This is a genomic window from Paenibacillus woosongensis (genome assembly GCF_009725165.1).
GTDB classification, from domain to species: domain Bacteria; phylum Bacillota; class Bacilli; order Paenibacillales; family Paenibacillaceae; genus Fontibacillus; species Fontibacillus woosongensis.
Window position 1 is genome coordinate 92,747 of record NZ_WNZW01000010.1, and the last position, 24,230, is coordinate 116,976.

Consider the following 24,230-nt stretch of genomic DNA (forward strand, 5'->3'; position numbering starts at 1 on the left):
AAAATGAACAGCAATTATGATTTGGCATGGCTGCGGTACGGCGGAGCGTCCGTGGAACGTTCGGCAGCGATTCAGCTATTTGAAGGGTATTTGAGCAATATCGTGGCAGCGGGCGAAGGGTCCTCGCCGTTGTTCCGCACAGCGGTGCAAGAGTTGACGGAGGGTCTAGCCAAGCTGACAGGCAAGCAGCCTGCGGTAGAGCCGAATGCAGCCGCGGACCGCTTTGTGGCTCTAGGAACCATCGGCGGTGCCGGCAATCCTCTGCTTAACGATTCGGTGGAGGGAGCGGAGGCGGCTCGCCTAGGGGAAGAAGGGTATATCATTCGCAAGGCAGCCCGTGAAGGCAAGGATTATATTCTTATTGCCGGGGGATCGGATAAGGGGCTGCTTTACGGTGTATTTCATTTCCTGCGCCTGCTGCAGACGGCGGGTCAATCTCCCGATGGGCTGAATTTGGTCGAAGCGCCGAAGTATCAGCTGCGGATGGTCAACCAGTGGGATAATATGGACGGAAGCATTGAGCGCGGATATGCGGGCCAGTCGATATTTTATCAGGACAGCAAAATCGTCTCCGACCTGACTCGCGTACGGGAATATGCCAGATTGCTGGCCTCCGTTGGCATTAACGGTATCGCCATTAATAACGTGAACGTGCACGAGGTAGAAACGAAGCTGATTACGCCTGAGCTTCTGCCTGACGTTGCCCGGGTTGCTGATGTATTCCGCGAGTACGGCATTCGCCTCTATCTCAGCGTGAATTTTGCCGCGCCGATCGAGCTGGGCGGCACGTCCACGGCTGACCCGCTGGAGCCAGCGGTACAGGAATGGTGGAAGCAGCGGACAGCGGACATTTATCGTTATGTTGCCGATTTTGGCGGATTCCTGGTCAAAGCGGATTCGGAGAACCGCCCGGGGCCATTCACCTATGGACGGGATCATGCGGACGGAGCCAATATGCTGGCTGAAGCGCTGGAGCCTTACGGCGGGCTCGTATTGTGGAGATGCTTCGTCTACGATTGCCATCAGGACTGGCGGGATCGCAAAACCGACCGGGCCCGCGCGGCATACGACCATTTCAAGCCGCTTGACGGCAGATTCAAGGACAATGTCATTCTGCAAATCAAGAACGGCCCGATGGACTTCCAGGTTAGAGAGCCGGTATCGCCGTTGTTCGGAGCCATGAAGCAGACAAATCAGATGCTGGAGTTTCAAATCACCCAGGAATATACGGGACAGCAAAGGCATGTATGCTATTTGATTCCGCAGTGGAAAGAAGTGCTCGAATTCGACACCCTCTGCGAGGGAGAAGGCAGCAAGGTGAAGGATATCGTTGCCGGGCAGGTTCATCCGTATAAACATAGCGGGATTACAGCGGTATCCAGCATTGGCGATGATTATAACTGGACGGGCCATTATCTCGCCCAATCCAATCTGTATGGGTACGGCCGGCTGCTTTGGAATCCAGAGCTGAGCGCGGAGGAGATTGCTGAGGAATGGACGAGCATGACCTTTGGCGTGAACCAGGATGTGGCGAGTACGATCCTGGACATTCTGATGGAATCCTGGCCGACCTATGAGAGCTATACGTCCCCGCTGGGCGTGGGCTGGATGGTTGTGCCGCATTATCACTACGGACCTGACGTGGACGGCTACGAATATTCCAAGTGGGGAACGTACCATTTCGCGGACCGGGACGGCATCGGTGTAGACCGGACCCTGGCTACGGGTACGGGATATTCCCACCAATATGTTGGCGCTAATGCAGCATTGTATGATAGTCTGGAATCTTGTCCGGATGAGCTGCTGCTATTTTTCCACCATGTTCCTTATACCTATGTGCTGAAATCTGGCAAGACCGTTATTCAGCATATTTACGACACGCACTTTGCGGGAGTGGAGCAAGTGGAGAAGTGGATCGCACGCTGGGATGCTTTGGAATCCAAGCTGGATCCGCAGCGCTTCGCCCATGTGAAAGAGCGTTTGCTGGAGCAGCTTGAGAGCGCCAAGCACTGGCGGGATGTCATCAATACCTACTTCTACCGCAAATCGGGCATCAAGGACCAGCATAATAGAGTAATTTACTAGTAGTTGTTTTGGCACGAGATAAGAGGAAGTGTCATCCATGGAGAACCCTGAACCCCAACTTCGGTTGGAATTCGGGGTTCTTTGCGTTTTTATTTTACGGTTATCGCCTCATTTCGTATGATGGATGTAACCAAAGTGAGGTGGATGAAATTGGAGGAACGGTTAGCAAAGGATATAAGAATAAATGGGATGGGCCAGGTGCCAGGCGGCAATTATGGAAAAATCAATACCGATGGCGCCGCGACAATCCAAGGGGAAGTGAGATGCGCTTCGTTTACAGCGAACGGATCATTGAAGCTGACGAATTCGATATACGCAGAGCAGTTTCGCCTAAATGGAACGGGCCGTAGTTCGGGGACGATTGCCGGAGGGAAGCTGCGTGTGGATGGAACGATGAAGCTGGATGGCGATGTGAGCTTTAGCAGCATCAACATTAACGGGATGCTGCAGGCCAGGGGCGGAGCGGTTGGTGAACAAGCACATATCGACGGCGGGATGAAGCTGGACGGGTCGGCACAATACGAAACACTGAAGGTCCATGGCCTCCTCCAGGTCTGCGGGAGACTGCGCGCAAGAGAATTGGATATCGTGATGGCCGGAGCATGCCGTGCTAGTGAAATTAGAGGCGAGCGCATCAGCGTCCGCAAAAGGCTGGGGGCTAGCCGTGTGTTAGCCTGGCTGTCGTCTTCATTAGCACCCTGCTTAACAGCCGAGCTGATTGAGGGAGATGACATTGTGCTGGAGGCCACCAAAGCGGGGGTTGTCAGGGGAAATACGATACGGATCGGTCCGGGCTGCGAGATAGACCACGTGGAGTACAGGGTACATTACGAGGCAGATCCTGGTGCGTCGGTAGGCAGGGCAGGACAGGCGCCCTAAGGCGTTCCCGTCCGCTTAAACTATTTTTGCCTGACCGGAAATCATGCTGTGATATTTCGTTGATCGCCGTTATTCCGCTTCGATGTAGCCTTTGCGCCCGGCGGCGTATCCAAAGAGGATCGTCAGCAGGGACAGTGAGGTAATCGTTGCCAGCGGCACCGTCCAGTTGCCGCTTTGGTCGTGAATGAAGCCGAACAGGGTCGGGCCGACGGCGGCTAGCAGGTAGCCGAGGGATTGCGCCATGCCGGACAGTCCGGCCGCCTGATCTGCGGTTCGCGACCGCAGTGCGAAGAACAGGATGACAAGGCTGAAGGTGGTGCCGCAGCCAAGTCCGATAGCCATAATAAACAGCGGGGCCAAAGCCGGGGAACCGAGCCATACTCCGCCGAAGCCGAGCAGGAACAGCGCGGAAGAGCCGGCGGCTAGTCCTTTCTGGCTTTGCGTTCTTGAAGCGATGAGCGGCATCAGGAATGAGCCAGCCATACTGGCGATTTGCATCAGAGAGAGCATCCAGCCGGCTGTTCCGGGAGCCATCCCCTGCTCCTGGAGAATTTCCGGCAGCCATGAAATGCCTATGTAGAACATGATCGATTGAAAGCCCATAAAGATCGTTACTTGCCAGGCAATGGCCGATTTCCAGACGGCTCCCGTCTTGCGGTAGGAGCTCGCGCCTTTCGCTCTGCTCTTATCGCCGCTGCGGCGCAGCTGCGGAATCCAGGCCAATGCCGTCGCGGCCGACAGGATCACCCAGTAGACGAGAGCGCCTCTCCATCCGGCGTTCCGCGAGAGCGGGATGCTGATTCCTGAGGCGATGGCCGCCCAGCCATTCATGGATGAGGTGTACAGGCTGGTCATCAGGCCGATGCGATGGGGGAAATCGCGTTTGATCAAGCCGGGCAGCAGCACGTTGCAGACGGCAATCGCGCTGCCGATCAGTGCGGTGCCGAGAAACAGAGCCGGATTATTCGGCATGGAGCGCAGCAGGATTCCCGCGGTCATGATAATCATGCAGAAGAACATGGTGCGTTCCATACCGAACCGCCAGCCCAGCTTAGGAGCAGCAAGGGCGAAAATAGAAAAGGCGATCAGCGGCAGCGTGGTCAGCATTCCTGCTGCGGTATGACTCAGTCCCGTACCGCTCTGGATCTCGCCAATCAGCGAGCCCACACCGGTCAGAGGCGAACGCAGCGTCGCTGCCGTAAGCAGGATGGCTGCAATCAGCAGGGCCGCTGCACCAATCCGTCGTTCGGCCGGACGGTTGCCGGATTTGGGGGTTGCACCAGAGTTATAACTGGAGTCCGGGTCGGAGGAAGAGTGTGTGTCAGCTTCACTTGCTGATAATACAGGTGCGTCGTTTTTTGTTTTTGTCATAGCTGTAGTACTCCTCCTGATCAATGTTGCCGTGCTTATTAAAATTGGCTTAACCTTAACATATGAAAACTTTTACAAGCAATAGTCAAGTTAGGGAAAAAGCCTAATATATTTCCTCGTGGTAAAGTGAATCCCTTTGCGTTTAAAAGCTTGGCCCGTTTACGCCATCCTCCAGCAGGAGCTTTGGAGCCGTGCCGTGCGAGCCCGGCGTTGAGGGTGCCGGAGTGTTTCCCGTGTTTTCAGGTGCAATGGCGATGACGGTAGGCTGAGGCGGATAGGTATCCCGGGATAACTTGACTTTGCTTACGGGTTTGCCGGATATTTTTTTGATCCGGTAGGATTCGACAATATAGCCAGGTTTGCCTTCGATAATCTTTTCTTCAGTTCCGGGAGCAAGGGAGGGATTGGCAACGTATTTCGTAGGGGCGGGAATCGTCCGGGTAGTGAGGGATTCGACATCATAAGTGATGTCGCCCGGCGCATCGCCGAACAGCTTAACGGTCAACTGGTCGTCTTTCACCCGGGAATGAATGAGGAGGTGGCGCCCGGTCGTATTTTTGAAGCGGAAATTGATATATCCCCTCGCAAACGTGGCATCCAGACCTTTAGCAACGTAACTGACGGGCAGCGTGTGATTGCGTCTCTCTACGATATCCAATCCGGCCAGAATAACGGCATTGTAGAGTGTGCTGGACACTTGGCAAATGCCTCCTCCGACACCAGGAACGAGCCTGCCGCCAAAAATGACCGGGGCCTCCCGGAAGCCGTACTTGTCCTCCGCAGTCTTAATGACCTGCTCGTAATTAAAGGTTTCCCCCGGAGCCAATACCATTCCATCGATTGTGCGTGCTGCTGCTTCAATATTATGCCGCCGACCTTCCCCGCTTCCGTGCAGACCGGTCGTGAACTCGGTGATCTTCCGCTCGATGCCCTGCTGGTGCAGGCTCTCCAGGGTCACCTTGGGCCGGAGGGTGTAGAGCGGTACTTCAAGAACAGGCAGCCCCTGCTTGGCCTGGCGGGTTCTCTCATCGGGTATGCTCTCTTGGTGCAGAGCCTTCAGACTGCGCTGCTGAATCATGGCTCCAAAAGTAATCCAATCGATCCGGCTGACGGAGCGCTCTGGCAGATAAGTGATTTTGTCGGCTTGGGAAATGAGGCGCACGGCATCGGTAGGGCTGCCGAAACGGCTCTGCTCCCACTGTGGCGTAAACAGCCTGCGCAGTTTTTTTTCGTCCAAATTTACATGCAGTTCCCAGGGCTTGGGGAAATGCCACCTGGCCTTCGCCCGTTCCCATAGAGAACCTTCAAACAATCGGTCAAGCTCGTTGTAGAAATGGGAGGCGTCATATTGCACGCCAAGCTCTTTCCATGTTGAATTGACTTTGGTTTGCTGTACCGTAACGACAACCTTCTCTTGCTCCATTTTCAGGATCATTTCCTCTACCAAAGCCACGGCTTTGTCCCGTTTCAAACTGCCGATATCCAATCCATTTATCGAGACGCCGGGCGGCACGGTATCCCGGCTGGCATATACAAATATAGCTCCAAAGACAACAGACCACAGAAGCAGAACGCAAGAAAACAAAATAGTTACAAGGTGCAATCTCTTCATGCGCATCTCCTTTCCAATTCGAGAACATGGCAGCGTACAAACATATATATGATGAAATTCTGGAAACTTTCGGCCGTTCAGGGTACTCAAAAGGTAACATATTTGTTACAATAAAAAACGGGCTGATGAAATAACTCAGCTTTTAAAGGAATTGGCTGGAAAGTGTCGAAATGAAATACAGCAGCCTACAGACTAAGGAATCAAGGTTTAGGACGTGATGAATTGATAGAAATGCAGGATGTTTATAAGACCTATCCGAATGGAACTCACGCCCTTCGCGGCGTCTCGGTTCAGATAGACCGCAATGAATTCGTATATGTCGTCGGTCCCTCTGGTGCGGGGAAATCGACTTTCATGAAGCTCATATATCGCGAGGAAGTACCCACGAAAGGACAAATTTCCGTCAACGGCTTCAATATCGGCAGGCTGAAACAGCGGAAAATCCCTTATGTCCGCCGCAATATCGGCGTGATCTTCCAGGATTTCCGGCTGCTGCCCAAGCTGACCGCTTACGAGAACGTAGCCTTTGCGCTGGAAGTCATCGAAGCGCCGAAGAAAGTCATCAAGAAGCGTGTGATGGAAGTGCTTGATCTCGTCGGACTCAAGAACAAGGCAAACCGCGATCCGTCCCAGTTGTCGGGGGGAGAGCAGCAGCGTGTGGCCATCGCCAGGGCGATCGTCAACAATCCGTCCGTAATTATTGCGGACGAGCCTACCGGAAATCTAGACCCGGAGACTTCATGGGGGATTATGCAGCTGCTCGATGAGATCAATTTCAGGGGTACGACGATTGTGATGGCTACCCATAACAAAGAGATCGTGAACAGCATGCGGAAGCGGGTTATCGCTATCGAGCACGGGCAAATTGTTCGGGACGAACAGAGAGGGGAATATGGTTATGAGTTTTAACACCCTCCTTCGTCACTTTCGGGAAGGTTCGAAAAATGTTTTCCGCAACGGCTGGATGTCGGTAGCTTCCGTTACGTCCATCGTTGTGTCGTTATTTATTTTAGGTGTATTCATTTTATTAGTGCTTAACGTTAATGCGTTCGCGGATGATGCGGACAGCATGGTGCAAATCAAGACGTACCTGAATTCCAACGTCGATGACAGCATGCGGCAGAAGCTGCATAACGATATCGCGGCGATGGAGGAAGTGAGTAAGGTAACCTTCATATCCAAGGCGGAGGGGCTTAAGGACTTCCGTGAACAGCTCGGGGAAGAGGGCAAGGACCTGCTCGAGGGATATGACGAAAATACGAATCCAATTCCGGATACGCTGCAGGTGGAGGTCGTTGAACCGACGACGGTTCCGTTCGTCGCTTCCAAGATCGAGCAGCTCAACACGAAATATCCGGATGAACCGATATATAAAGTAAGATACGGGCAAGGAACGACGGAGAAGCTGTTCAAGATAACCCGCGCCGTTCGCAATATCGGCTTTGCCTTTGTTGCAGGCCTCGGCCTGATGGCCATGTTCCTGATTTCCAATACGATTCGCGTAACGATATTGGCCCGTCGCCGGGAAATCGGCATCATGAAGCTGGTGGGTGCGACGAATATGTTTATTCGTTGGCCGTTCTTTGTGGAGGGTGCGCTGATCGGACTGATTGGCTCGGTAATTACCGTCGGCGTTCTATTTTTCGGATACAACCAGCTGGCCATTTCGGTTAAAGAGGACATCACATTGGCTTTCCATCTCGTTTCGCTGGATGAGGTCGGATTCCAGATCGGGGTATTGTTGATCGGGCTGGGTCTGCTCATCGGAATATGGGGAAGCACAGTTTCTATACGCAGATTTCTTAAAGTGTAATTGAATTGATAGAAAAGCAGCGTTAAGAAGAATTGGACGACTACATCCGGGAATGGCAAGGGATCGGTGCTTTTCTTAAGCCAGAAATGATGAATGCAAGAACAAAATGAAGAAGGATGGGGAAGCGAAGTTGAAAAAGTGGATTTCCGTTGTAGTCGTTGTCGCTTTAGCCGTTATTATCTTCCAGCCTGACAATGGGTATGCTAAGAGCAAAACAATAAACCAAATCGATAAAGAGCTGAAGCAGTTGCAGGAGCAGGCGAAGAAGGCCAAGCAGCAGCAGGAAAAGGCCGCCCAGCAGAAGCAGGAAGCTCAGCATTACGTTAACAAGAACAAGAATTATCTCAATGAAGTTCTTAGACAGATGGATGTCGTGAGCGCGGAGCTGGCCAAAATCTCCTTGCAGATTCATGATACGGAAGAGAATCTCAGAGAGACAGCGGTCAAGCTGAGCGAGACGGAGACGCGGATTGAGGAGCGTTCTGGTCTGCTGGATTCCCGCGTACGTTTGATGTATACCGACGGGGCGGTATCGTATCTCGATGTGCTGCTGTCATCAACCAGCTTCACGGATTTCCTGGAGCGGGCCGACTCGCTGCAGGCGATCGCGAATCAGGACCAGCTCTTGCTTAAGGAGCATAAGCAGGACAAGCTGCTGATTGAAGAGCAGAAGGCTCAACTGGAGCAGGATTATGCGAAGGTCAAGCAGTTGTACGCGGATGCGGAAGCCCGCAGAAGCGAGCTGCAGCAGAAGGAAATCGAGAAGCAGCAGCTGATTGCGAAGTATCATGCCGAGATCGAGGAATCGGATGATATCAGCGAGGAGCAGGAGAAGCTTCTCGTAGAACTGGCCACGAAGCGCGCGGCTCTGGAGAAGGAGAAGAACAAGCTCAAGGCTGCGCAAGTGTATACTTATAAGAAGAGCTCCTCTTCCGGCTCCGGCGGATTTAAAGGAAACGGCGGCTCGATGGCGCTGCCGGTCAGCGGTGCGCGCTTGTCCTCCAACTATGGCACCCGGGTTCACCCCATCTCAGGACAGGTGAAGAAGCATACGGGAGTGGATCTTGCGGCTCCGCAAGGAACGGATATCCGGGCGGCTGAAGGCGGCGTGGTTATCGTTGCCGAGTGGTGGAGCGGCTATGGCAACACGGTGATCATTGATCACGGGGACAACGTCTGGACGCTGTACGGACATATCCGCAACGGCGGCATCAAGGTCGAGAAGGGCGATAAGGTCAAGCGCGGACAGAAGATTGCCGAGGTGGGCAGCACAGGAAACTCCACAGGACCGCATCTGCACTTTGAAGTGCGGATCAACGGGAGCCCTGTAGACCCATCCCCGTATTTGTAGCGGAATCGTTGGACATTTGTATCCAGCACTTATAAAATAGTATTATGCGTTTATAAACGGATACCGTCTATTCAGGACGAATATCCGTTTTTCCTTCTTTACTCGTTGTATATATTCCGTACAAGCTAAACATATACTATGATGGTTATTACAGGTGGGCTTCGGGTCGGCCGGATTAAACAGAGGCGGTGATTTTACTGATGTTCAAAGGACGCACAGTTACTTTACTCGTATTGGTCGCTATGGTGGTTAGTAGTCTTCTCACCGTGACTTTGACGGGCCAATGGAGCTTGGCTGGCTCGGGACAGCTGTCCAGTGGCTTGTTTGCGGATATCGGCGGACAGCCGAAGAGCGATATTAAGAAAATCGAGACGGCGCTTGATCTGGTAACTAAGAACTATGTGGAAAAAGTGGATCGCAGCAAGCTCGTGGATGGCGCCATCAATGGCATGATGAATGCGCTGGATGATCCCTTCTCTTCATATATGGCCGGGGCAACGGCTCAGCAATTTTCCGAACAAATCGAAGGATCCTTTACGGGAATCGGCGCGGAGGTATCGAGTGAGAACGGCAATGTCGTCGTCGTGTCGCCCATCAAGGGTTCTCCGGCGGAGAAGGCCGGCATCAAGCCAAAGGACATTTTGTTGTCGGTGAACGGCGAATCGTTTGAAGGTCTTACCCTGAATGAGGCCGTAGCCAAAATCCGCGGCCCTAAAGGAACGGAAGCCAAAATCAAAGTGAAGCGTGCCGGAGTAGCGGAAGCTCTGGAATTTACGATTGTACGCGCCGATATCGCTCTGGAAACGGTGTATGCCCGGATGGAGAAGGATCATGTCGGGGTTATTGAAATTACGGAGTTCTCAATGAATACGGCGAACCGCTTCAAGAAAGAACTGGAGGCATTGGAGCAGCAGGGGATGAAAGGTCTGGTCATCGACGTGCGGAATAATCCGGGCGGTGTGCTGCCGATCGTCATCGAAATGTCGGAGCTGTTTGTGCCAAAAGGCAAAGGAATCGTTCAGGTAGAAAATAAGAACGGGCGCCGTGACGCCACATTATCAGAAGGCTCAGGCAAACCTTATCCGATCGTCGTAGTAACGAATAAAGGCAGTGCCAGCGCTTCGGAGATTTTGGCGGGGGCGCTGCAGGAATCAGCGGGAGCGAAGCTGGTCGGGGAACCGACTTATGGCAAAGGTACTGTCCAGTCGAGCTACTCCCAGGAGATGGGCGACGGCAGCATGCTCAAAATCACAATTGCCAAGTGGCTGACACCAAACGGAGAGTGGATTCACAAGAAAGGAATCCAGCCGGATATCAGCGTATCCCAGCCGGATTACTTCTCGGTAGCTCCGATTAACAAAGAGAAGACTTTCAAATTCGATACGCTCGGCGAAGATGTGAAGAGCGCGCAAGTCATGCTCAAAGGTCTCGGGTACGATCCGGGCCGGGTAGATGGCTATTTTGACAAGAATACGGAGCGTGCGCTGAAGAAGTTCCAAAGCGACCAAGGAATACGCGCGGATGGCGAATTGGATGCCAAGACAGCTGAGAAGCTGGAGAGCAAGTTGATTGAGCTGATCCGCGATCCGAAGAATGATGCACAATTGAACCGTGCCCTGGAGGAAATCCGGAAGGAAATAACCCAAGCGGCGTCGAAACCATAAGAGGGCTGATTTCAGCCTTCTTTTTTCTTAGGATGGATTGTTGATGGGCCGTCAAGGTGATTGTCAGAGAACGTTAGGATGATTGCTGGAGACTGGCTCAATTAGCAGGGTGTTATGATGGGTCCTGAAGAGCAATAAATGGTAGGGACCTATGTTATTGCAGGAGCGTTAAAAGGTGGGGGCGGTATGATGGCTGCCACTGGAGCCGTTAGGACCTTGCTGATCAAAACTTTAGAATGACTGCTAGTGGAGTTAGGATACTTGATGGGGCAACTTTAGGGTGGTTGCCGGGGTAACTGTCAGGACGGTTGCTGGAGTAACTGTTATAATGGTTAGCTGGAGTAACTGTTAGAATTTAAGTGGATTTGTTGTATTTAAAAGCTGCACTTTAACGTTTAACGTATAATTAGCTGGATTTCCTGTACTTAAAATGTGCCTTGCAGGACAGTAAAGTAACAAACAGTGGTTTAGATACAGAAAATACAGCTATTTTTATCAAATCGGCGCAAAATGATAAAATAGACACAAGTAATACAGTTAAATCGCGAAGTAGAGCTGAGCTGAACTCAGCTGAGCAGATCTAAGTAGATCTAAGAAGATTTAAGTAGATCTAAGAAGATTAAAGTAGACCAAAGTAGACCAAAGTAGACCTAACAGACCTAACAGACCTAATAGACCTAAGTAGACCTAAGTAGACCTAAGTAGACCCGGGTAGTCATGAGCAGCCATGAGTAGTCATGAGTAATCTTGGAAAGTTATGAATGATTGATACTGAATGTCCTTTTGTAAAACGGATGGGAGCGTGAATACCTTTTGGATACCGTGCTTGAAGTTCTGTGGATGCTGGCTGAAGCGGCAGGGCAGCTTCTCTTGCAGCCGTTCTATTATATTGCGATTATTCTAATGATGCTTATTTATAGACGTCAGGTGCTGCTGGAGCGCAAGCTGTTTCATGTCAGGCTGCACAGTTGGGGCGTACAGACCTGGCGTACGGTTCTGGGAGGACTCTTGGCAGGACTCTTCGTTTCGCTTGTCTCGCTGTTTACCGGTATGACTTTAACGGTGGAAGGAATTATCTGCATTTGGGCTGTTACGCTGCTCCTCCTGTTATTCCGCGTCCGCTACTTATGTCTGGCTTATGCAGTGGGGCTGCTTGGCATAGCCCAGTTTATTATTAATTTGGCTCCGGGCTTGCAAGGCCAGGGATGGACTGCTGAGATATTGCGCGTGATCCGGGAGCTTAATATCCCGGCTCTTTTATGCCTGGTAGCCGTGCTGCATGTAGCTGAAGGGTTTCTGGTGCGCTGGCAGGGGGCATCCTTTGCGGGGCCGTTGTTTTTTGAAGGGAAGCGCGGCAAGCTGGTTGGCGGCTACCAATTGCAAAGCTTGTGGCCGGTTCCGCTGTTTCTGATGATACCGGCGCACACGACGGGGGCTATGCTGCCATGGACTCCGTTATTCGGCGGGGAAGCCTGGCAGGAAGGCTTTCAGTGGATTGCATTACCTATTATGATTGGCTTTTCGGAGGTAACTACGGGACTGCTGCCGCGGGCTAAAGCAAAGGTGTCTTCTGGCCGTTTGCTCGGCTATGGGACGATTATGCTGGTGTTGGCGCTGTTAAGCGCATGGTGGAGTCCGCTGACGATTGCCGCTGCGCTGGCGGCCATTCTTTTACATGAAGGACTGGTTTGGCTCAGCCGTTTCGAGGAGCAGAAGCGCAGTCCGCTGTTCGTCCATCCTGTTGACGGGCTCAGAGTGCTAGCGGTGCTGCCGGGAAGCCCTGCCGAGGAGCTTGGCATCCAGGCTGGCGAGACGATCATCAAGGTGAACGGCACTCCGGTGGCTACGAAAGAGGAGCTTCATGCCGGGCTGCGCATGAATCCCGCCTTCTGCAAGCTGGAGGTGCGCAACCTCGCGGGCGAGAGCAAGTTCCTGCAGCGCGCAATTTACGCAGGCGAGCACCATCAGCTGGGCGCCATTCTGGCGCCGGACGATCAAGCGCCTGTTGCTGTGCGGATGCGGCCGATCGCGCTTTTGCATCTGCTCCGCCCGCGCCGCGAGGGAGAGTCGTTCCGTGGCGGCGCTAGCCGATCTGCCGGAAGGCAAAGGGGCAAGAAGCTGGCGGACAAGCCGCAGCCGCCCCAGCAGGAGCTGGGGGCCGAGACGGAAGGCTAGCGTTTAGCCTAGCGGGAGCCGTGGACCTGCAGCGGGTTCGCTGAGTTTTCAGGGCTTATAGGCGGTGCAGGGTTTTCGGGCTTATCGGTTATGAGGCTTATATGACCTGTTGGGCTTATGAGGCTTGGCTTATCAGGTTAGTGGCTTGAAGAGCTTATCTGGTCTATAGACTGATAAGGCTTAGATAAGGCTTGTAGGGTTGTAGACTTGAAGACTGGATAGAAGCTGCAAAGGGCAGTTCAGAGGCATTCCTCTTGAACTGCCTTTTTTAGTGTGTGCGTTTTATGCGGGAAATGGATTGCTTGTCGATTTAACAGCTGGTATTTTCAATAAGTCTCGTCTTGGGGAAGATCAGGGTCGTTTGCAAGTTGCGAGTTCCAATAAAACTGCGAAAATACAGGATTTTATCTTATTGAGGTACATATTAGGCGAAAATGATGCAAAAGCGGCCCGGTCCCCTAAAAAAAGTGGAGTCTTTCACTCTAATAAACTAGTCTACTGATTATGACTAAATGGCCACGATGAGGTAACTAGATGTATTTCATGCAGTTAGTTCATCGATTTTGACCGTGTTAGAGGGAACTAACTGCAAAAACTGCATTTAGTTTTAAGCAATTTCGACGAGTTAGCTTTATTCGGGTAAACTAGCTGCATGTTTTACACTTAGCGCAAGTATTTTCTTTAAAAAAGCTTATCTAGCTGTATAAAATACATTTAGTTTAAAATTGACCGAGTAAAACCAAAGGGCTGGACGGCAGTCACCAACGCCCGGCAATTTTCTAACAAACCCCAATGCCAACAGCCGAAAGGCGGGATATCACGAGGATTGCCGAGAGTCGCTAGCTGTTTATTAGCTCGGTCGTTCTGTGCTTGCGTTGCTCGAGTTAGGATATAAACAAAAAAACGCACCGCGAGCAATATGATGTGCACGCGGTGCGAAGGAAAGTCATATGAAATGAACAAGCTAAGCTAACTATTGCTGTAGCTGGCGCAGCACAGTGATTTCGACGCGGCGATTTTTCTGGCGCCCGGCTTCGGTGGAGTTGTCGGCATCGGGACGGGTGTCCGCATATCCGGCATATTGAAACCCGTTCGGGTCGAGCTTCTCTGTGTCGACGAAATAGCGAAGCACGGACAAGGCTCTGGCTCCAGACAACTCCCAGTTATCCTTGTATTTCGAGGCATGGACGATCGGCAGATTGTCCGTGTGCCCTTCGATGCTGATGACCGTGTCAAGCGTGCCGAACAGGCTGGCGAGCTTGGCCAGCGTTTTGGCTGAGCCTTCCTTGAGTTCGGCTTTGCCTACGTCGAACAGGAAGCGATCGCTTAATGTGATGGAGATGCCCTTGGGCAGATCGGCTACCGTGATTTGATCCTCCAGTCCGTTATCTTTTATATAAGCTTCGATCATTTTCATTAAATTGAGCAGCTCCTCCTCCTGCTTGCGGAAGGCGAGCTCACGCTCTGTAAGCGGTCCTTGCGGGGATGCTCCCAGCGTCGGGTCGCTGCCTTGGTTTTGATCGGGGCCCTGAGCGTCCTTGCCGTTGTTTCCCTTCTGATTCGTACCGAGCTCTCCTTCGGATGGAGGGTTGCGATGCGTGAAGCGGTCGGCCGAGCCGAGAATCCCGCTGCCATTTTCCAGAACCGAGTCCCCGCTTTTGAACGTCTGCTGCAGTGAAGCGGTCACCTCTTCATATTTTTCAATATCAAGGCGGCTCATGGCATACATAATCACAAAGAAAATCAGCAGCAGTGTGATCAGGTCGGCATAAGTAATCAGCCAGCGGTCCTTGGTCTCTGCTCCTTCTCTTCGGCGTTGTCTGTTGTTGCGCTGCCTCATAGGTCATTCTCCATAAAGGAAGTTGATGATGAAGACCTGGACGAAGACGAAGCAGAAGCTGAAGGCGCAGAAGCTGGCAGGCCGTCGTTGATACCGGCCAAGAAGGACTCCATTTTCCGCCGTACGAGCAGCGGATGATCTCCATTTTGCACGGACAATACGCCTTCCAGGATCATTTCCATGCGGCTGATATCGTCTTCTCCGCGAGCTTTGATCTTGGAGGCGATCGGCAGGAAGATGAGGTTGGCGCTGGCGACCCCGTAAAGTGTAGCTGTAAAAGCCAAGGCGATCGAAGGGCCGAGTGCCGTAGGCTCCGTCAGACTGCCCAGGACATGGATGAGCCCCATGACCGTGCCAATGATCCCCATCGTCGGGGCATAACCGCCGGCGGATTCGAATATTTTGGCATAGCTTTCGTACTTCTGTTGTGTCGCATCCATTTCGTATTCCATAATCTGCTGCACCATTTCCCGGTCCGTGCCGTCCACGACAAGCTGAATCCCTTCGCGCAAATAGGCGTCGGAATGATCGATAATTTTCTTCTCCAGGGAGAGAACGCCTTCGCGTCTCGCCGTCATAGCCATATCGACGATGTCTTCAACCAGTTGCCCCGCGCTCGCGTTCGCGGATGTAAAAGCGAGCTTCAAAGCCCGGGGAATCGTCTTTAATCTGCGCAGAGGGAAGCTGATCATAACCGCGGCAAACGTGCCGCCGAAAACGATCAGAGCAGCCGTAAGCTGCATGAGGCCACCGACCTCCCCGCCCTCCCATAAAAATCCGCCGATCAAGGCGGCCAGTCCAATGATAATGCCGATAATTGTTGCGATATCCATAGATTTGTCGACAGCTCCTATCCTATACTTACCGATTGCATCCAGAGGATGAAAAAGGTATAATGACATGGGAACACCCATTCCTATTTTGCGTAATTGTGGAATTGGGAATTCGGGTTCTGAGAACATTTGGCTTGTCATTTACGTATTCTTTTCTTAAGTATATAGATTTGGGTTAATATTATAAGGAGGCTTTTGTCCTCCTTTTTGGAAATAATGAAGATATTTTCATTCCCTAGTATTTCATTTTAGACGATAAGGGTGATGTTGGACAATGAGTGATATTGTCTTTAGCAACAATAAATTCGAGATTGTTTCCGATTTCTCTCCCCAGGGCGACCAGCCGTCGGCTATCGACCAGCTGGTAGAGGGTGTTAAGCAAGGCAAGCGCCATCAGACGCTGCTCGGCGCGACGGGCACCGGGAAGACGTTCACGATTGCCCATACGATTGCCAGACTCGGTCGCCCGACGCTTGTGATCGCCCATAACAAGACACTGGCAGCTCAGCTTGCGAGCGAGTTCAAAGATTTTTTTCCGAACAACTCCGTAGATTACTTCGTTAGTTACTATGACTACTATCAGCCTGAAGCCTATATCCCATCCTCCGACACCTATATTGAAAAAGACTCCAGCATTAACGAAGAGATCGACAAGCTTAGACACTCGGCGACGAGCTCGCTGTTCGAACGGCGCGATGTCATCATCGTAGCCAGTGTGTCCTGCATATACGGTCTCGGTTCGCCAATGGAGTACCGCGATCTCGTGCTCTCTTTGCGGGTAGGCATGGAGCGGCCGCGCAATCAGATATTGAGCCGTCTGGTGGATATTCAGTATCAGCGGAACGATATCAACTTCGTGCGGGGCACGTTTCGGGTGCGCGGCGATGTCCTGGAGATCTTCCCGGCTTCCAAAGGGGAGCAGGCGGTGCGGGTCGAGTTCTTCGGCGATGAGATCGAGCGGATCACGGAAATCGACGTGCTGACCGGGGAATTGGTGGGGGAACGCGAGCATGTGGCTATTTTCCCGGCCTCTCACTTCGTTACCCAGGAAGAGACGATGCGCATTGCGATCCAGAATATCGAACGGGAATTGGAGGAGCAGCTCGAGCTGTTCCGCTCGCAGGGCAAGCTGCTGGAAGCGCAGCGCCTGGAGCAGCGTACGCGTTATGATATTGAAATGATGAAGGAAGTCGGTTTTTGCTCAGGGATCGAGAACTACTCCGGTCCGCTGACTTTCCGGGAGCGCGGGGCTACTCCATATACTTTGCTGGATTATTTTCCGGACGATTTGCTGATCGTGGTGGATGAGTCGCACGTTACCTTGCCGCAGATCAGGGCGATGTACAACGGTGACCAGGCGCGGAAAACGGTGCTTGTTGAGCATGGGTTCAGGCTGCCTTCGGCGCTGGATAACCGTCCGTTGAAATTCGAAGAGTTCGAGGAGAAGGCGAATCAGCTGATTTATGTGTCTGCGACGCCCGGCCCTTACGAGATTGAGCATACGGATAAAATGGTGGAGCAAATCATCCGCCCGACCGGGCTGCTTGACCCGATCATTGAGGTCCGTCCGACGAAGGGGCAAATCGACGATCTGATCGGCGAGATCCAGGATCGCCTGGAGAAGGACGAGCGGGTGCTGGTCACGACGCTTACGAAGAAGATGGCCGAGGATCTGACGGATTATTTAAAAGAAATCGGCATTAAGGTGCGCTACCTGCATTCTGACATCAAGACGCTGGAGCGGATGAGCATCCTGCGGGATCTGCGGCTGGGCACCTTCCATGTGCTTGTCGGCATCAACCTGCTGCGGGAAGGGCTCGACCTGCCTGAGGTGTCGCTGGTAGCGATACTGGATGCGGATAAGGAAGGCTTCCTGCGCTCGGAGCGCTCTTTGATCCAGACGATTGGCCGGGCTGCCCGGAACTCCGAGGGCCGTGTGCTCATGTACGCTGACCAGATTACGGAGTCGATGGACAAAGCGATCAAGGAGACGGAACGCCGCCGTGCGATTCAGATCGCCTATAATGAGAAGCATGGCATCACACCGCAGACGATTCGCAAGAAGGTGCGTGATGTCATCGAGGCGACGCGTGTGGCCGAGAGCAAGAGCGAGTACCTGGCCGACGTAGGCAAAGGCAAGATGTCCAAGCGCGATCGCGAGGCGATGATCGGACGCCTGGAGGCGGAGATGAAGGAAGCGGCGAAGAACCTGCAATTCGAACGCGCCGCAGAGCTGCGCGACGCTATTCTCGAGCTCAAGGCGGAGTAATATATTTTAAGCTAGTATCAAGGAGATGAAATCTATTGGCCATTGAGAATATAGTCATTAAAGGCGCCAGGGCGCACAATTTAAAAAATATAGATATTACGATTCCGCGCGACAAGTTCGTGGTGCTAACCGGGCTCAGCGGATCAGGAAAATCCTCATTGGCATTCGACACGATTTATGCGGAAGGACAGCGCCGCTATGTAGAATCCCTTTCCGCCTATGCGCGCCAATTTTTGGGGCAGATGGAGAAACCGGATGTGGATTCCATCGAAGGCTTGTCCCCGGCGATTTCAATCGACCAGAAGACGACGAGCCGGAACCCGCGCTCCACGGTAGGTACCGTGACGGAAATTTACGACTATTTGCGCTTATTATTCGCCAGGGTTGGACATCCCCATTGTCCCGAACACGGCATCGAAATTACCTCGCAAACCGTAGAGCAGATGGTGGACCGGATTATGCAATATCCGGAGAGAACGAGGCTGCAGATTTTGTCGCCCGTCATTTCTGGCAAGAAGGGCGAGCATAAAAGCTTGTTCACGGAAATCGCCAAGCAGGGCTTCGTACGGGTGCGAGTCGACGGTGAGCAGCGTGACCTGTCCGAAAATATTGAGCTGGAGAAAAATAAGAAGCATTCGATCGAGGTGATCGTGGACCGGATCGTCATTAAGGAGGACGTGCGAAGCAGGCTGGCGGATTCGATCGAGACGGCTCTGAAAATGTCTGGGGGACAGCTGCTCGTCGACATCATCGGCCAGGAGGAGCTGCGGTTCAGCTCGAATTTTGCCTGCCCGATCTGCGGTTTCAGCATTGAGGAGCTGTCTCCGCGGATGTTCTCCTTTAACAGTCCGTTCGGCGCCTGTCCGGAATGTGACGGGCTTGGGGCGAAGATGATTATTGACCCCGATCTGCTCATACCGAATCCGAACAAGAGCATTGAAGAAGGCGCGTTCGAGGCTTGGGCGGGAAGCACGTCGAACTATTATCCGCAATTTCTCAAATCAGTGTGCGAGCATTACGATATTCCGCAGGACGTGCCGGTCAGCGAGCTGAATAAGGAGCAGATGGATACGCTGCTCTACGGCACGGGCAGCACCAAAGTCCGTTTCCGTTATACGAACGACTTCGGCATGAGCAAGGACGCCTTTGTCACGTTTGAAGGAATCGTACACAATTTGGAGCGCCGTTACCGGGAGACGTCTTCCGAAGGCATTCGCGAGTTTATTGAGGAATTCATGGGCTCCAAGCCGTGCGGGACTTGCAAGGGACATCGTTTGAAGAAGGAGAGCCTGGCAGTAACGATCAATGAACGGAACATGGCTTATGTGACCAGTCTGTCGATTGGAGAGGCACGGGCTTTCTTTGATAATCTGAGCTTAAGCGAGAAAGAGACGACGATTGCCCATATGATTCTCAAGGAAATCAACAGCCGTCTCGGCTTCCTGGTCAATGTCGGCCTCGACTATTTGACAATGAGCCGCGCAGCGGGAACGTTGTCCGGAGGCGAAGCCCAGCGCATCAGACTTGCTACGCAGATCGGGTCGAGCCTGATGGGGGTACTTTATATTCTGGACGAGCCGAGCATCGGGCTGCATCAGAGAGACAACGACCGGCTCATTTCTACGTTGGCCCATATGCGCGATCTAGGCAACACGCTGATTGTCGTGGAGCATGACGAGGACACAATGATGGCTGCTGATTACATTATCGATATCGGCCCTGGCGCCGGCATGCATGGCGGACAGGTTGTCGCTCAAGGGACGCCGCAGGAGGTAATGGACGATCCGAACTCTCTGACCGGCCAATACTTGAGCGGCAAGAGGTTTATTCCGGTTAATACGGAGCGCCGGAAGCCGAACGGCCGCTGGTTGGAAATCAAGGGCGCCAAGGAGAATAATCTTAAGAATATTAACGTGAAATTCCCAATTGGTGTGTTCAGCGCCGTGACGGGTGTGTCTGGATCGGGGAAATCGACGCTCGTAAATGAAATTTTATATAAAACGCTCGCCCGCGATTTGAATCGCGCTAAGGTACGTCCGGGTCAATACCGGGAAATCAAAGGGCTGGAGCATGTCGAGAAGGTCGTTGATATTGACCAGTCGCCGATCGGCCGCACGCCGCGGTCGAACCCGGCAACGTATACAGGCGTATTTGATGATATTCGCGATCTGTTCTCCCAAACGACGGAAGCAAAGGTTCGCGGCTACAAGAAGGGGCGCTTCAGCTTCAACATTAAGGGAGGGCGCTGTGAGGCGTGCCGCGGAGACGGGATTATCAAGATCGAGATGCACTTCCTTCCGGATGTGTACGTGCCTTGTGAAGTATGTAAAGGAAAACGATACAATCGCGAGACGCTTGAAGTGAAGTACAAAGGCAAGAGCATTGCGGACGTGCTGGAAATGACGGTAGAAGTGGCAACGGACTTCTTCCAGAACATTCCGAAGATTCACCGCAAGCTGGAGACTCTGCTTGATGTTGGGCTTGGCTACATCAAGCTGGGCCAGCCGGCGACGACGCTGTCCGGCGGGGAAGCCCAGCGGGTGAAGCTGGCTTCCGAGCTGTATCGCCGGAGCACGGGCAAGACGATCTACATTTTGGACGAGCCGACGACCGGGCTGCATGTCGATGACATCGACCGCCTGCTCAAGGTGCTGCACCGGTTGGTTGATTCTGGCGAAACCGTGCTTGTGATCGAACATAATCTCGACGTGATCAAGACGGCGGATTATCTTATCGATCTAGGCCCCGAGGGGGGCAGCGGCGGCGGTACCATTATCGGCACAGGCACGCCGGAGGAGCTCGCCAAGAATGAGCAATCCTATACGGGGCGTTACCTGAAGCCGATCCTGGAGCGCGATACGAAGCGAACCCGGGAGCTGCAGCTTCAAGGCTGATCAGCGATAGCCGAAGAGATTGGCAGGAGTACAGCATAGAGTTATATGGAATAACCCTCTGAATCACTTTAAGTGGTTTAGGGGGCTTTTCTTTTGTCTAAACTGTGAAAGTCAAGGAAAGTGGTTACTTTAATTCAGTAAACCACGCCAAAATATTGTCTAAATTGTGACAAATTCATTTTTTATTTGCTGTTCCCCTTGCATCCAAACCCTGGGGAAGATAACATATAGGGAGATGTGTATATACGTGATTTTTAAGAAGGGGGTTACGGCATGCGACTGCTCGCAGAAGCGGCAGAGAATACATCAAACTTCAACGGGTTCGATATTTTTATGCTGCTGTTTACAGTAATTATTTTTATCGGCGTGGTTCGGCTGATGGTCGCTCGTCCGAAGAAGAATTTGTTTGCAATCGGTTTCGGCATCATAAGTTTGCTCGTTTTCCTGGCATCGGATGCTGTGATGATTAGCGGCTGGTTTAAATAAATACAAAATGAGCAGAAGACACTTTGTTTCGTTACGGGAACAGGGTGTTTTTTCAATTTCATGTGAGATGAGAATTATGGAAGTCGGTACCCGTGTGTTTGGCAAGTGGAAGGAAGCATTCGCAGGTTAGCGTTGTCCGTTAGTCTATAAATCCGTAAGTCCGTAAATCCGTAAATCCGTAAGTTCGTAAGTCCATAAATCCGTAAATCCGTAAATCCGTAAATCGGTAAGTTCGTAAGTCCATAAATCCGTAAATCCGTAAGTTCGTAAGTTCGTAAGTTCGTAAGTTCGTAAGTTCGTAAGTTCGTAAGTTCGTAAGTTCGTAAGTTCGTAAGTTCGTAAGTTCGTAAGTTCGTAAGTTTGTAAGTCCGTAAGTTCGTAAATCCGTAAGTTCGTAAGTCCGTAAGTCCGTAAGTCCGTAAGTCCGTTACCCCGTCGCCCGTCGCCCGTACCCCGTACCCCGTACCCCGTAGCCCAATACCCCGTTAACCTGTTACCTGGTAGCCCGTTCGCCTGATACCTCCGATACCCCGAGTCTAACGAATCTCATTCACGTTATTTGTACATATTTGCGTTGATTCTGAATCTAACGAATGTCAGCCACGCTATTTGCGGTTTAACTGCTGTTTGGAGCGGTAATAGACTGAAATAACGTTCCCTGGATTCGTTACATTTTGAAAGGGGTGACTTTTCTACAAATAGCGGTTGTGAGATTTGTTAGAAAATCTCGGCCTCGGTCTCAGTCTCACTGCTCAGTCACGTTGCTCGGTCTCGGGGTTTGCAGGTTCAGAATCACAGTTTGCCTGCCGCTTGTGATCAGCAGTAATAAGTAATTGTCGCTGACGAAATGGTGAACGATTCGTCTCGAGGTTTTAGAAATCATTGACCGACCGGCAGCCATTCCAGCCAATCGATGACGATAGTGCCGCTTATGACCTCTATTTTTAAATCGAACTCTCCGCTGGAGGATATCGTTTGCTGCCCCGCCGAGATGATGCTCCAATCTTGTGAGGACACGTTGATGGTCTGGTGCCTATAACGATCCGTATGCACAACGAGTTCAGCAATCTCGTCGATACCCTCGTGAGTACCCTTGTCAGCACTCTCGGTCAAGGCGCGCAGCTTGATTTGCAGCGTGTAAGCGGCGGGAGACTCACACAAGAACGGGTATGCGACCCAATCTCCCGCAGTAAGTGTCACGCAGAGGCGATGCTCTTCGTTCCATTCCTCTTCCGGCTTCAAATGATAATTTGGCGTACCATCCTGGGCCATGAGGAACCCGACGTGGATGCCGTCATCTGGACGAAATACGTTAGGCTGCTCCTTGGACGTTAAAGCTTGCAGGCCAGCTTGCTCTCTTTCGCTGTCAGCGGTGGCGCCCCAGCTAATGTTTTGGCCCCGATGACCATAATGCTCGGCAGGCATGCGAAGCGGCAGCTTACGCTGAACGGCTCGCAGCACGCCTGGGAGATAGTCGCAGTTGCCAAGCAGAATGTTGTCCAGGTATTCGTTAAGGATGGCTGCTGAAGCTGCTTGATCCGGTTTCTCGCCGCTGCCATCCACACAGTTCAAAATAAGATCCCAGTGATGTGGCCGGCGGATGGAGCAAGGGGAGTTAACTGTGTCGAGTTTTTTCCAGGTCCAGAAGTTCCATGAAATATGATGATCCTCATATAAACCAAAGGCTCCAGCATACCAGCCCAAGCTGTTCTCACCGCCTTCACCCATGTATATAGGCATGTTCAGCATTTCCCGCTTCTCTAAATAGGGGGCGATTCCTTCCTGGTCAGGACTGCTCCAGTACTTGTGGAATTGCAGCAAAAGATTGTCGTCGAACATATCTTCGGCGGTAAACATCGACCAGTCGGTTGCCTAATGGGCGCCTTCAATGATAATCATATGCTTGTCGTCGACCTCGCGGATCGCGGCGGTGATTTCCTTGTAGAGCGGCATGAGCTTGCCGTTATGCATGTTGAACCATTCCGGAAGCGGCTCGTTCAGCAGATCGTAGCCGCCGACGATCCATTCATCCTTATAACGGTCGGCTAGCATTCTCCACAGCTCGACGGTACGCCGCCAGTAATCCTCGTTAGTGAACAGCTCCGGCTGATCATGTTCGGAGTCGTCGATATTCGCTCCCGTTTGCCCGCCTGGTGCTCCGTGCAGATCAAGGATGACGTACAGGCTGTATTTTTTGCACCAGCCAATAAAACGATCGATTAAAGCGAGGGTATCCGGGTTGAATCTTACAGGATCGCCCTCCTCCAGCAGCCAGCGCGCATTGATTGGCAGTCGAATGGAGTTCAAGCCCTCCGCAGCGATTTGGCGCACGTCATCCTCGGTTATAAACCGTTCGCGAAACGTAACCCAAAATTCCTTGGCAACGGCTTCTCCGATCAAGTCCGTGATGAGCTTCTCGATTCGTCTTGGCCGATCGGCGTTGGTCGGCGGGAACTTCCACATATAACCTTCCGGCAGCAGCCAGTTTCCCAGCCCCACGCCGCGCAGCAGCAGCTCCTGCCCGTCTCCGTTCACAATTCGCTGGCCTTCGGCACGCAAGTAGCCTTTTACCCGTCCATCGTCTCTGTACATTGCTTGCTCACACCTTTCGGTTGAAGTTGAGGTAGTCAAAGTGGACATTCAGCCTTAATATAGTCCTAATTTTGCCGGTTTGGGTAGGTCTCGAATTTCGGGTACGATTTTTCGGGTGGAAGAGAAAAAGACTCCTGTATTCTACCGGAGCCAATGGTATAGACTATATTATTTTTATGTAAGCTAAGAATAAGGAAACCCATCGCATAGGATTTGTTCCTAACGATGGGTTATTTGATGCAATTTACTAATGTAACTGAGATGAACTATTAGGGTCAGGATTCAACTCTACGTTCCGTGCAGTGCTGAATTGCTCGTTATTTTACTGTCTGATGAGTATTGGGTAGGAATAAATAAAGTAAATGC

At 52.1% G+C, this 24,230-nt stretch carries 17 protein-coding genes; 10 read left to right on the top strand and 7 right to left on the bottom strand.

The annotated features are described in order from the left end of the window. The first annotated feature begins 3 nt into the window (after positions 1 to 3). Both GNP95_RS19675 and GNP95_RS19680 read left to right on the top strand, forming a co-directional pair. Positions 4 to 2,085 (top strand): alpha-glucuronidase family glycosyl hydrolase, encoded by a 2,082-nt coding sequence (locus GNP95_RS19675; protein ID WP_155612551.1) that lies wholly within the window; start codon positions 4 to 6, stop codon positions 2,083 to 2,085. 150 nt (positions 2,086 to 2,235) lie between these two features. Then, positions 2,236 to 2,964, top strand: a complete 729-nt coding sequence (locus GNP95_RS19680; protein WP_155612552.1) for a hypothetical protein — start codon at positions 2,236 to 2,238, stop codon at positions 2,962 to 2,964. 69 nt (positions 2,965 to 3,033) lie between these two features. Here GNP95_RS19680 and GNP95_RS19685 read toward each other — a convergent pair whose 3' ends face one another. Both GNP95_RS19685 and GNP95_RS19690 read right to left on the bottom strand, forming a co-directional pair. Further along, a complete protein-coding gene (locus GNP95_RS19685) occupies positions 3,034 to 4,335 on the bottom strand; it encodes a CynX/NimT family MFS transporter (protein ID WP_155612553.1) in 1,302 nt (433 codons plus the stop codon). 142 nt (positions 4,336 to 4,477) lie between these two features. Beyond that, a complete protein-coding gene (locus GNP95_RS19690) occupies positions 4,478 to 5,947 on the bottom strand; it encodes a VanW family protein (RefSeq protein WP_155612554.1) in 1,470 nt (489 codons plus the stop codon). A 222-nt stretch (positions 5,948 to 6,169) separates the two neighbouring features. Between GNP95_RS19690 and ftsE the strand changes: the two genes are divergently transcribed. The 5 genes from ftsE to GNP95_RS19715 all read left to right on the top strand — a co-directional run bounded on the left by ftsE (position 6,170) and on the right by GNP95_RS19715 (position 12,950). Then, the gene (gene ftsE, locus GNP95_RS19695) at positions 6,170 to 6,856 is read left to right on the top strand and encodes a cell division ATP-binding protein FtsE (RefSeq protein ID WP_155612555.1); all 687 of its coding nucleotides are present in this window, start codon (positions 6,170 to 6,172) and stop codon (positions 6,854 to 6,856) included. Further along, complete coding sequence (gene ftsX, locus GNP95_RS19700; protein WP_155612556.1) at positions 6,846 to 7,760, top strand: permease-like cell division protein FtsX; 915 nt, start codon at positions 6,846 to 6,848, stop codon at positions 7,758 to 7,760. The genes ftsE and ftsX overlap by 11 nt, the downstream gene beginning before the upstream one ends. A 130-nt stretch (positions 7,761 to 7,890) precedes the next feature. Continuing rightward, a complete protein-coding gene (locus GNP95_RS19705; protein ID WP_155612600.1) occupies positions 7,891 to 9,111 on the top strand; it encodes a murein hydrolase activator EnvC family protein in 1,221 nt (406 codons plus the stop codon). A gap of 200 nt (positions 9,112 to 9,311) precedes the next feature. After that, positions 9,312 to 10,775, top strand: a complete 1,464-nt coding sequence (locus GNP95_RS19710) for a S41 family peptidase (RefSeq protein ID WP_155612557.1) — start codon at positions 9,312 to 9,314, stop codon at positions 10,773 to 10,775. A gap of 813 nt (positions 10,776 to 11,588) precedes the next feature. Continuing rightward, positions 11,589 to 12,950, top strand: a complete 1,362-nt coding sequence (locus GNP95_RS19715) for a PDZ domain-containing protein (protein WP_155612558.1) — start codon at positions 11,589 to 11,591, stop codon at positions 12,948 to 12,950. 973 nt (positions 12,951 to 13,923) lie between these two features. Here the strand turns inward: GNP95_RS19715 and GNP95_RS19720 are convergent. Beyond that, positions 13,924 to 14,790 carry an OmpA/MotB family protein gene (locus tag GNP95_RS19720; RefSeq protein ID WP_155612559.1) on the bottom strand — a complete coding sequence of 289 codons (867 nt, stop codon included), beginning with the start codon at positions 14,788 to 14,790 and terminating at the stop codon, positions 13,924 to 13,926. Continuing rightward, the gene (locus GNP95_RS19725; RefSeq protein ID WP_155612560.1) at positions 14,787 to 15,623 is read right to left on the bottom strand and encodes a flagellar motor protein; all 837 of its coding nucleotides are present in this window, start codon (positions 15,621 to 15,623) and stop codon (positions 14,787 to 14,789) included. Before GNP95_RS19725 ends, GNP95_RS19720 begins: the two co-directional genes overlap by 4 nt. 274 nt (positions 15,624 to 15,897) lie before the next feature. Here GNP95_RS19725 and uvrB point away from each other — a divergent pair, with 274 nt between their 5' ends. From uvrB to GNP95_RS19740, 3 genes are all read left to right on the top strand, one after another. After that, complete coding sequence (gene uvrB, locus GNP95_RS19730) at positions 15,898 to 17,892, top strand: excinuclease ABC subunit UvrB (protein WP_155612561.1); 1,995 nt, start codon at positions 15,898 to 15,900, stop codon at positions 17,890 to 17,892. A 35-nt stretch (positions 17,893 to 17,927) separates the two neighbouring features. Next, positions 17,928 to 20,786, top strand: coding sequence for an excinuclease ABC subunit UvrA (uvrA, locus tag GNP95_RS19735; RefSeq protein ID WP_155612562.1), 2,859 nt, complete (start codon positions 17,928 to 17,930; stop codon positions 20,784 to 20,786). A gap of 273 nt (positions 20,787 to 21,059) precedes the next feature. Continuing rightward, positions 21,060 to 21,272, top strand: coding sequence for a hypothetical protein (locus GNP95_RS19740; RefSeq protein ID WP_155612563.1), 213 nt, complete (start codon positions 21,060 to 21,062; stop codon positions 21,270 to 21,272). Between the two features lie 745 nt (positions 21,273 to 22,017). Here the strand turns inward: GNP95_RS19740 and GNP95_RS19745 are convergent. Genes GNP95_RS19745 through GNP95_RS26285 form a run of 3 tightly spaced genes read right to left on the bottom strand, consistent with a single transcriptional unit; the run spans position 22,018 to position 23,864 of the window. Further along, positions 22,018 to 22,155: a hypothetical protein gene (locus GNP95_RS19745; protein WP_155612564.1), complete on the bottom strand. Its 138-nt coding sequence runs from the start codon at positions 22,153 to 22,155 to the stop codon at positions 22,018 to 22,020. Beyond that, positions 22,152 to 23,129 carry a hypothetical protein gene (locus GNP95_RS26280; RefSeq protein ID WP_230873919.1) on the bottom strand — a complete coding sequence of 326 codons (978 nt, stop codon included), beginning with the start codon at positions 23,127 to 23,129 and terminating at the stop codon, positions 22,152 to 22,154. Before GNP95_RS26280 ends, GNP95_RS19745 begins: the two co-directional genes overlap by 4 nt. Before the next feature lie 15 nt (positions 23,130 to 23,144). Continuing rightward, positions 23,145 to 23,864 carry a glycoside hydrolase family 5 protein gene (locus tag GNP95_RS26285; RefSeq protein WP_230873920.1) on the bottom strand — a complete coding sequence of 240 codons (720 nt, stop codon included), beginning with the start codon at positions 23,862 to 23,864 and terminating at the stop codon, positions 23,145 to 23,147. Between the last annotated feature and the right edge of the window lie 366 nt (positions 23,865 to 24,230).

What these genes read in the sequence shown, in the direction of transcription:
- GNP95_RS19690 (WP_155612554.1), bottom strand. Translation starts at nt 5,947, where the DNA reads ATGAAGAGATTGCACCTTGTAACTATTTTGTTTTCTTGCGTTCTGCTT.
- GNP95_RS19710 (WP_155612557.1), top strand. Translation starts at nt 9,312, where the DNA reads ATGTTCAAAGGACGCACAGTTACTTTACTCGTATTGGTCGCTATGGTG.
- GNP95_RS19745 (WP_155612564.1), bottom strand. Translation starts at nt 22,155, where the DNA reads ATGATTTCTAAAACCTCGAGACGAATCGTTCACCATTTCGTCAGCGAC.
- GNP95_RS19720 (WP_155612559.1), bottom strand. Translation starts at nt 14,790, where the DNA reads ATGAGGCAGCGCAACAACAGACAACGCCGAAGAGAAGGAGCAGAGACC.
- GNP95_RS19740 (WP_155612563.1), top strand. Translation starts at nt 21,060, where the DNA reads ATGCGACTGCTCGCAGAAGCGGCAGAGAATACATCAAACTTCAACGGG.
- GNP95_RS26285 (WP_230873920.1), bottom strand. Translation starts at nt 23,864, where the DNA reads ATGTACAGAGACGATGGACGGGTAAAAGGCTACTTGCGTGCCGAAGGC.
- GNP95_RS19725 (WP_155612560.1), bottom strand. Translation starts at nt 15,623, where the DNA reads ATGGATATCGCAACAATTATCGGCATTATCATTGGACTGGCCGCCTTG.
- ftsX (WP_155612556.1), top strand. Translation starts at nt 6,846, where the DNA reads ATGAGTTTTAACACCCTCCTTCGTCACTTTCGGGAAGGTTCGAAAAAT.
- GNP95_RS19685 (WP_155612553.1), bottom strand. Translation starts at nt 4,335, where the DNA reads ATGACAAAAACAAAAAACGACGCACCTGTATTATCAGCAAGTGAAGCT.
- uvrB (WP_155612561.1), top strand. Translation starts at nt 15,898, where the DNA reads ATGAGTGATATTGTCTTTAGCAACAATAAATTCGAGATTGTTTCCGAT.
- GNP95_RS26280 (WP_230873919.1), bottom strand. Translation starts at nt 23,129, where the DNA reads ATGTTTACCGCCGAAGATATGTTCGACGACAATCTTTTGCTGCAATTC.
- GNP95_RS19675 (WP_155612551.1), top strand. Translation starts at nt 4, where the DNA reads ATGAACAGCAATTATGATTTGGCATGGCTGCGGTACGGCGGAGCGTCC.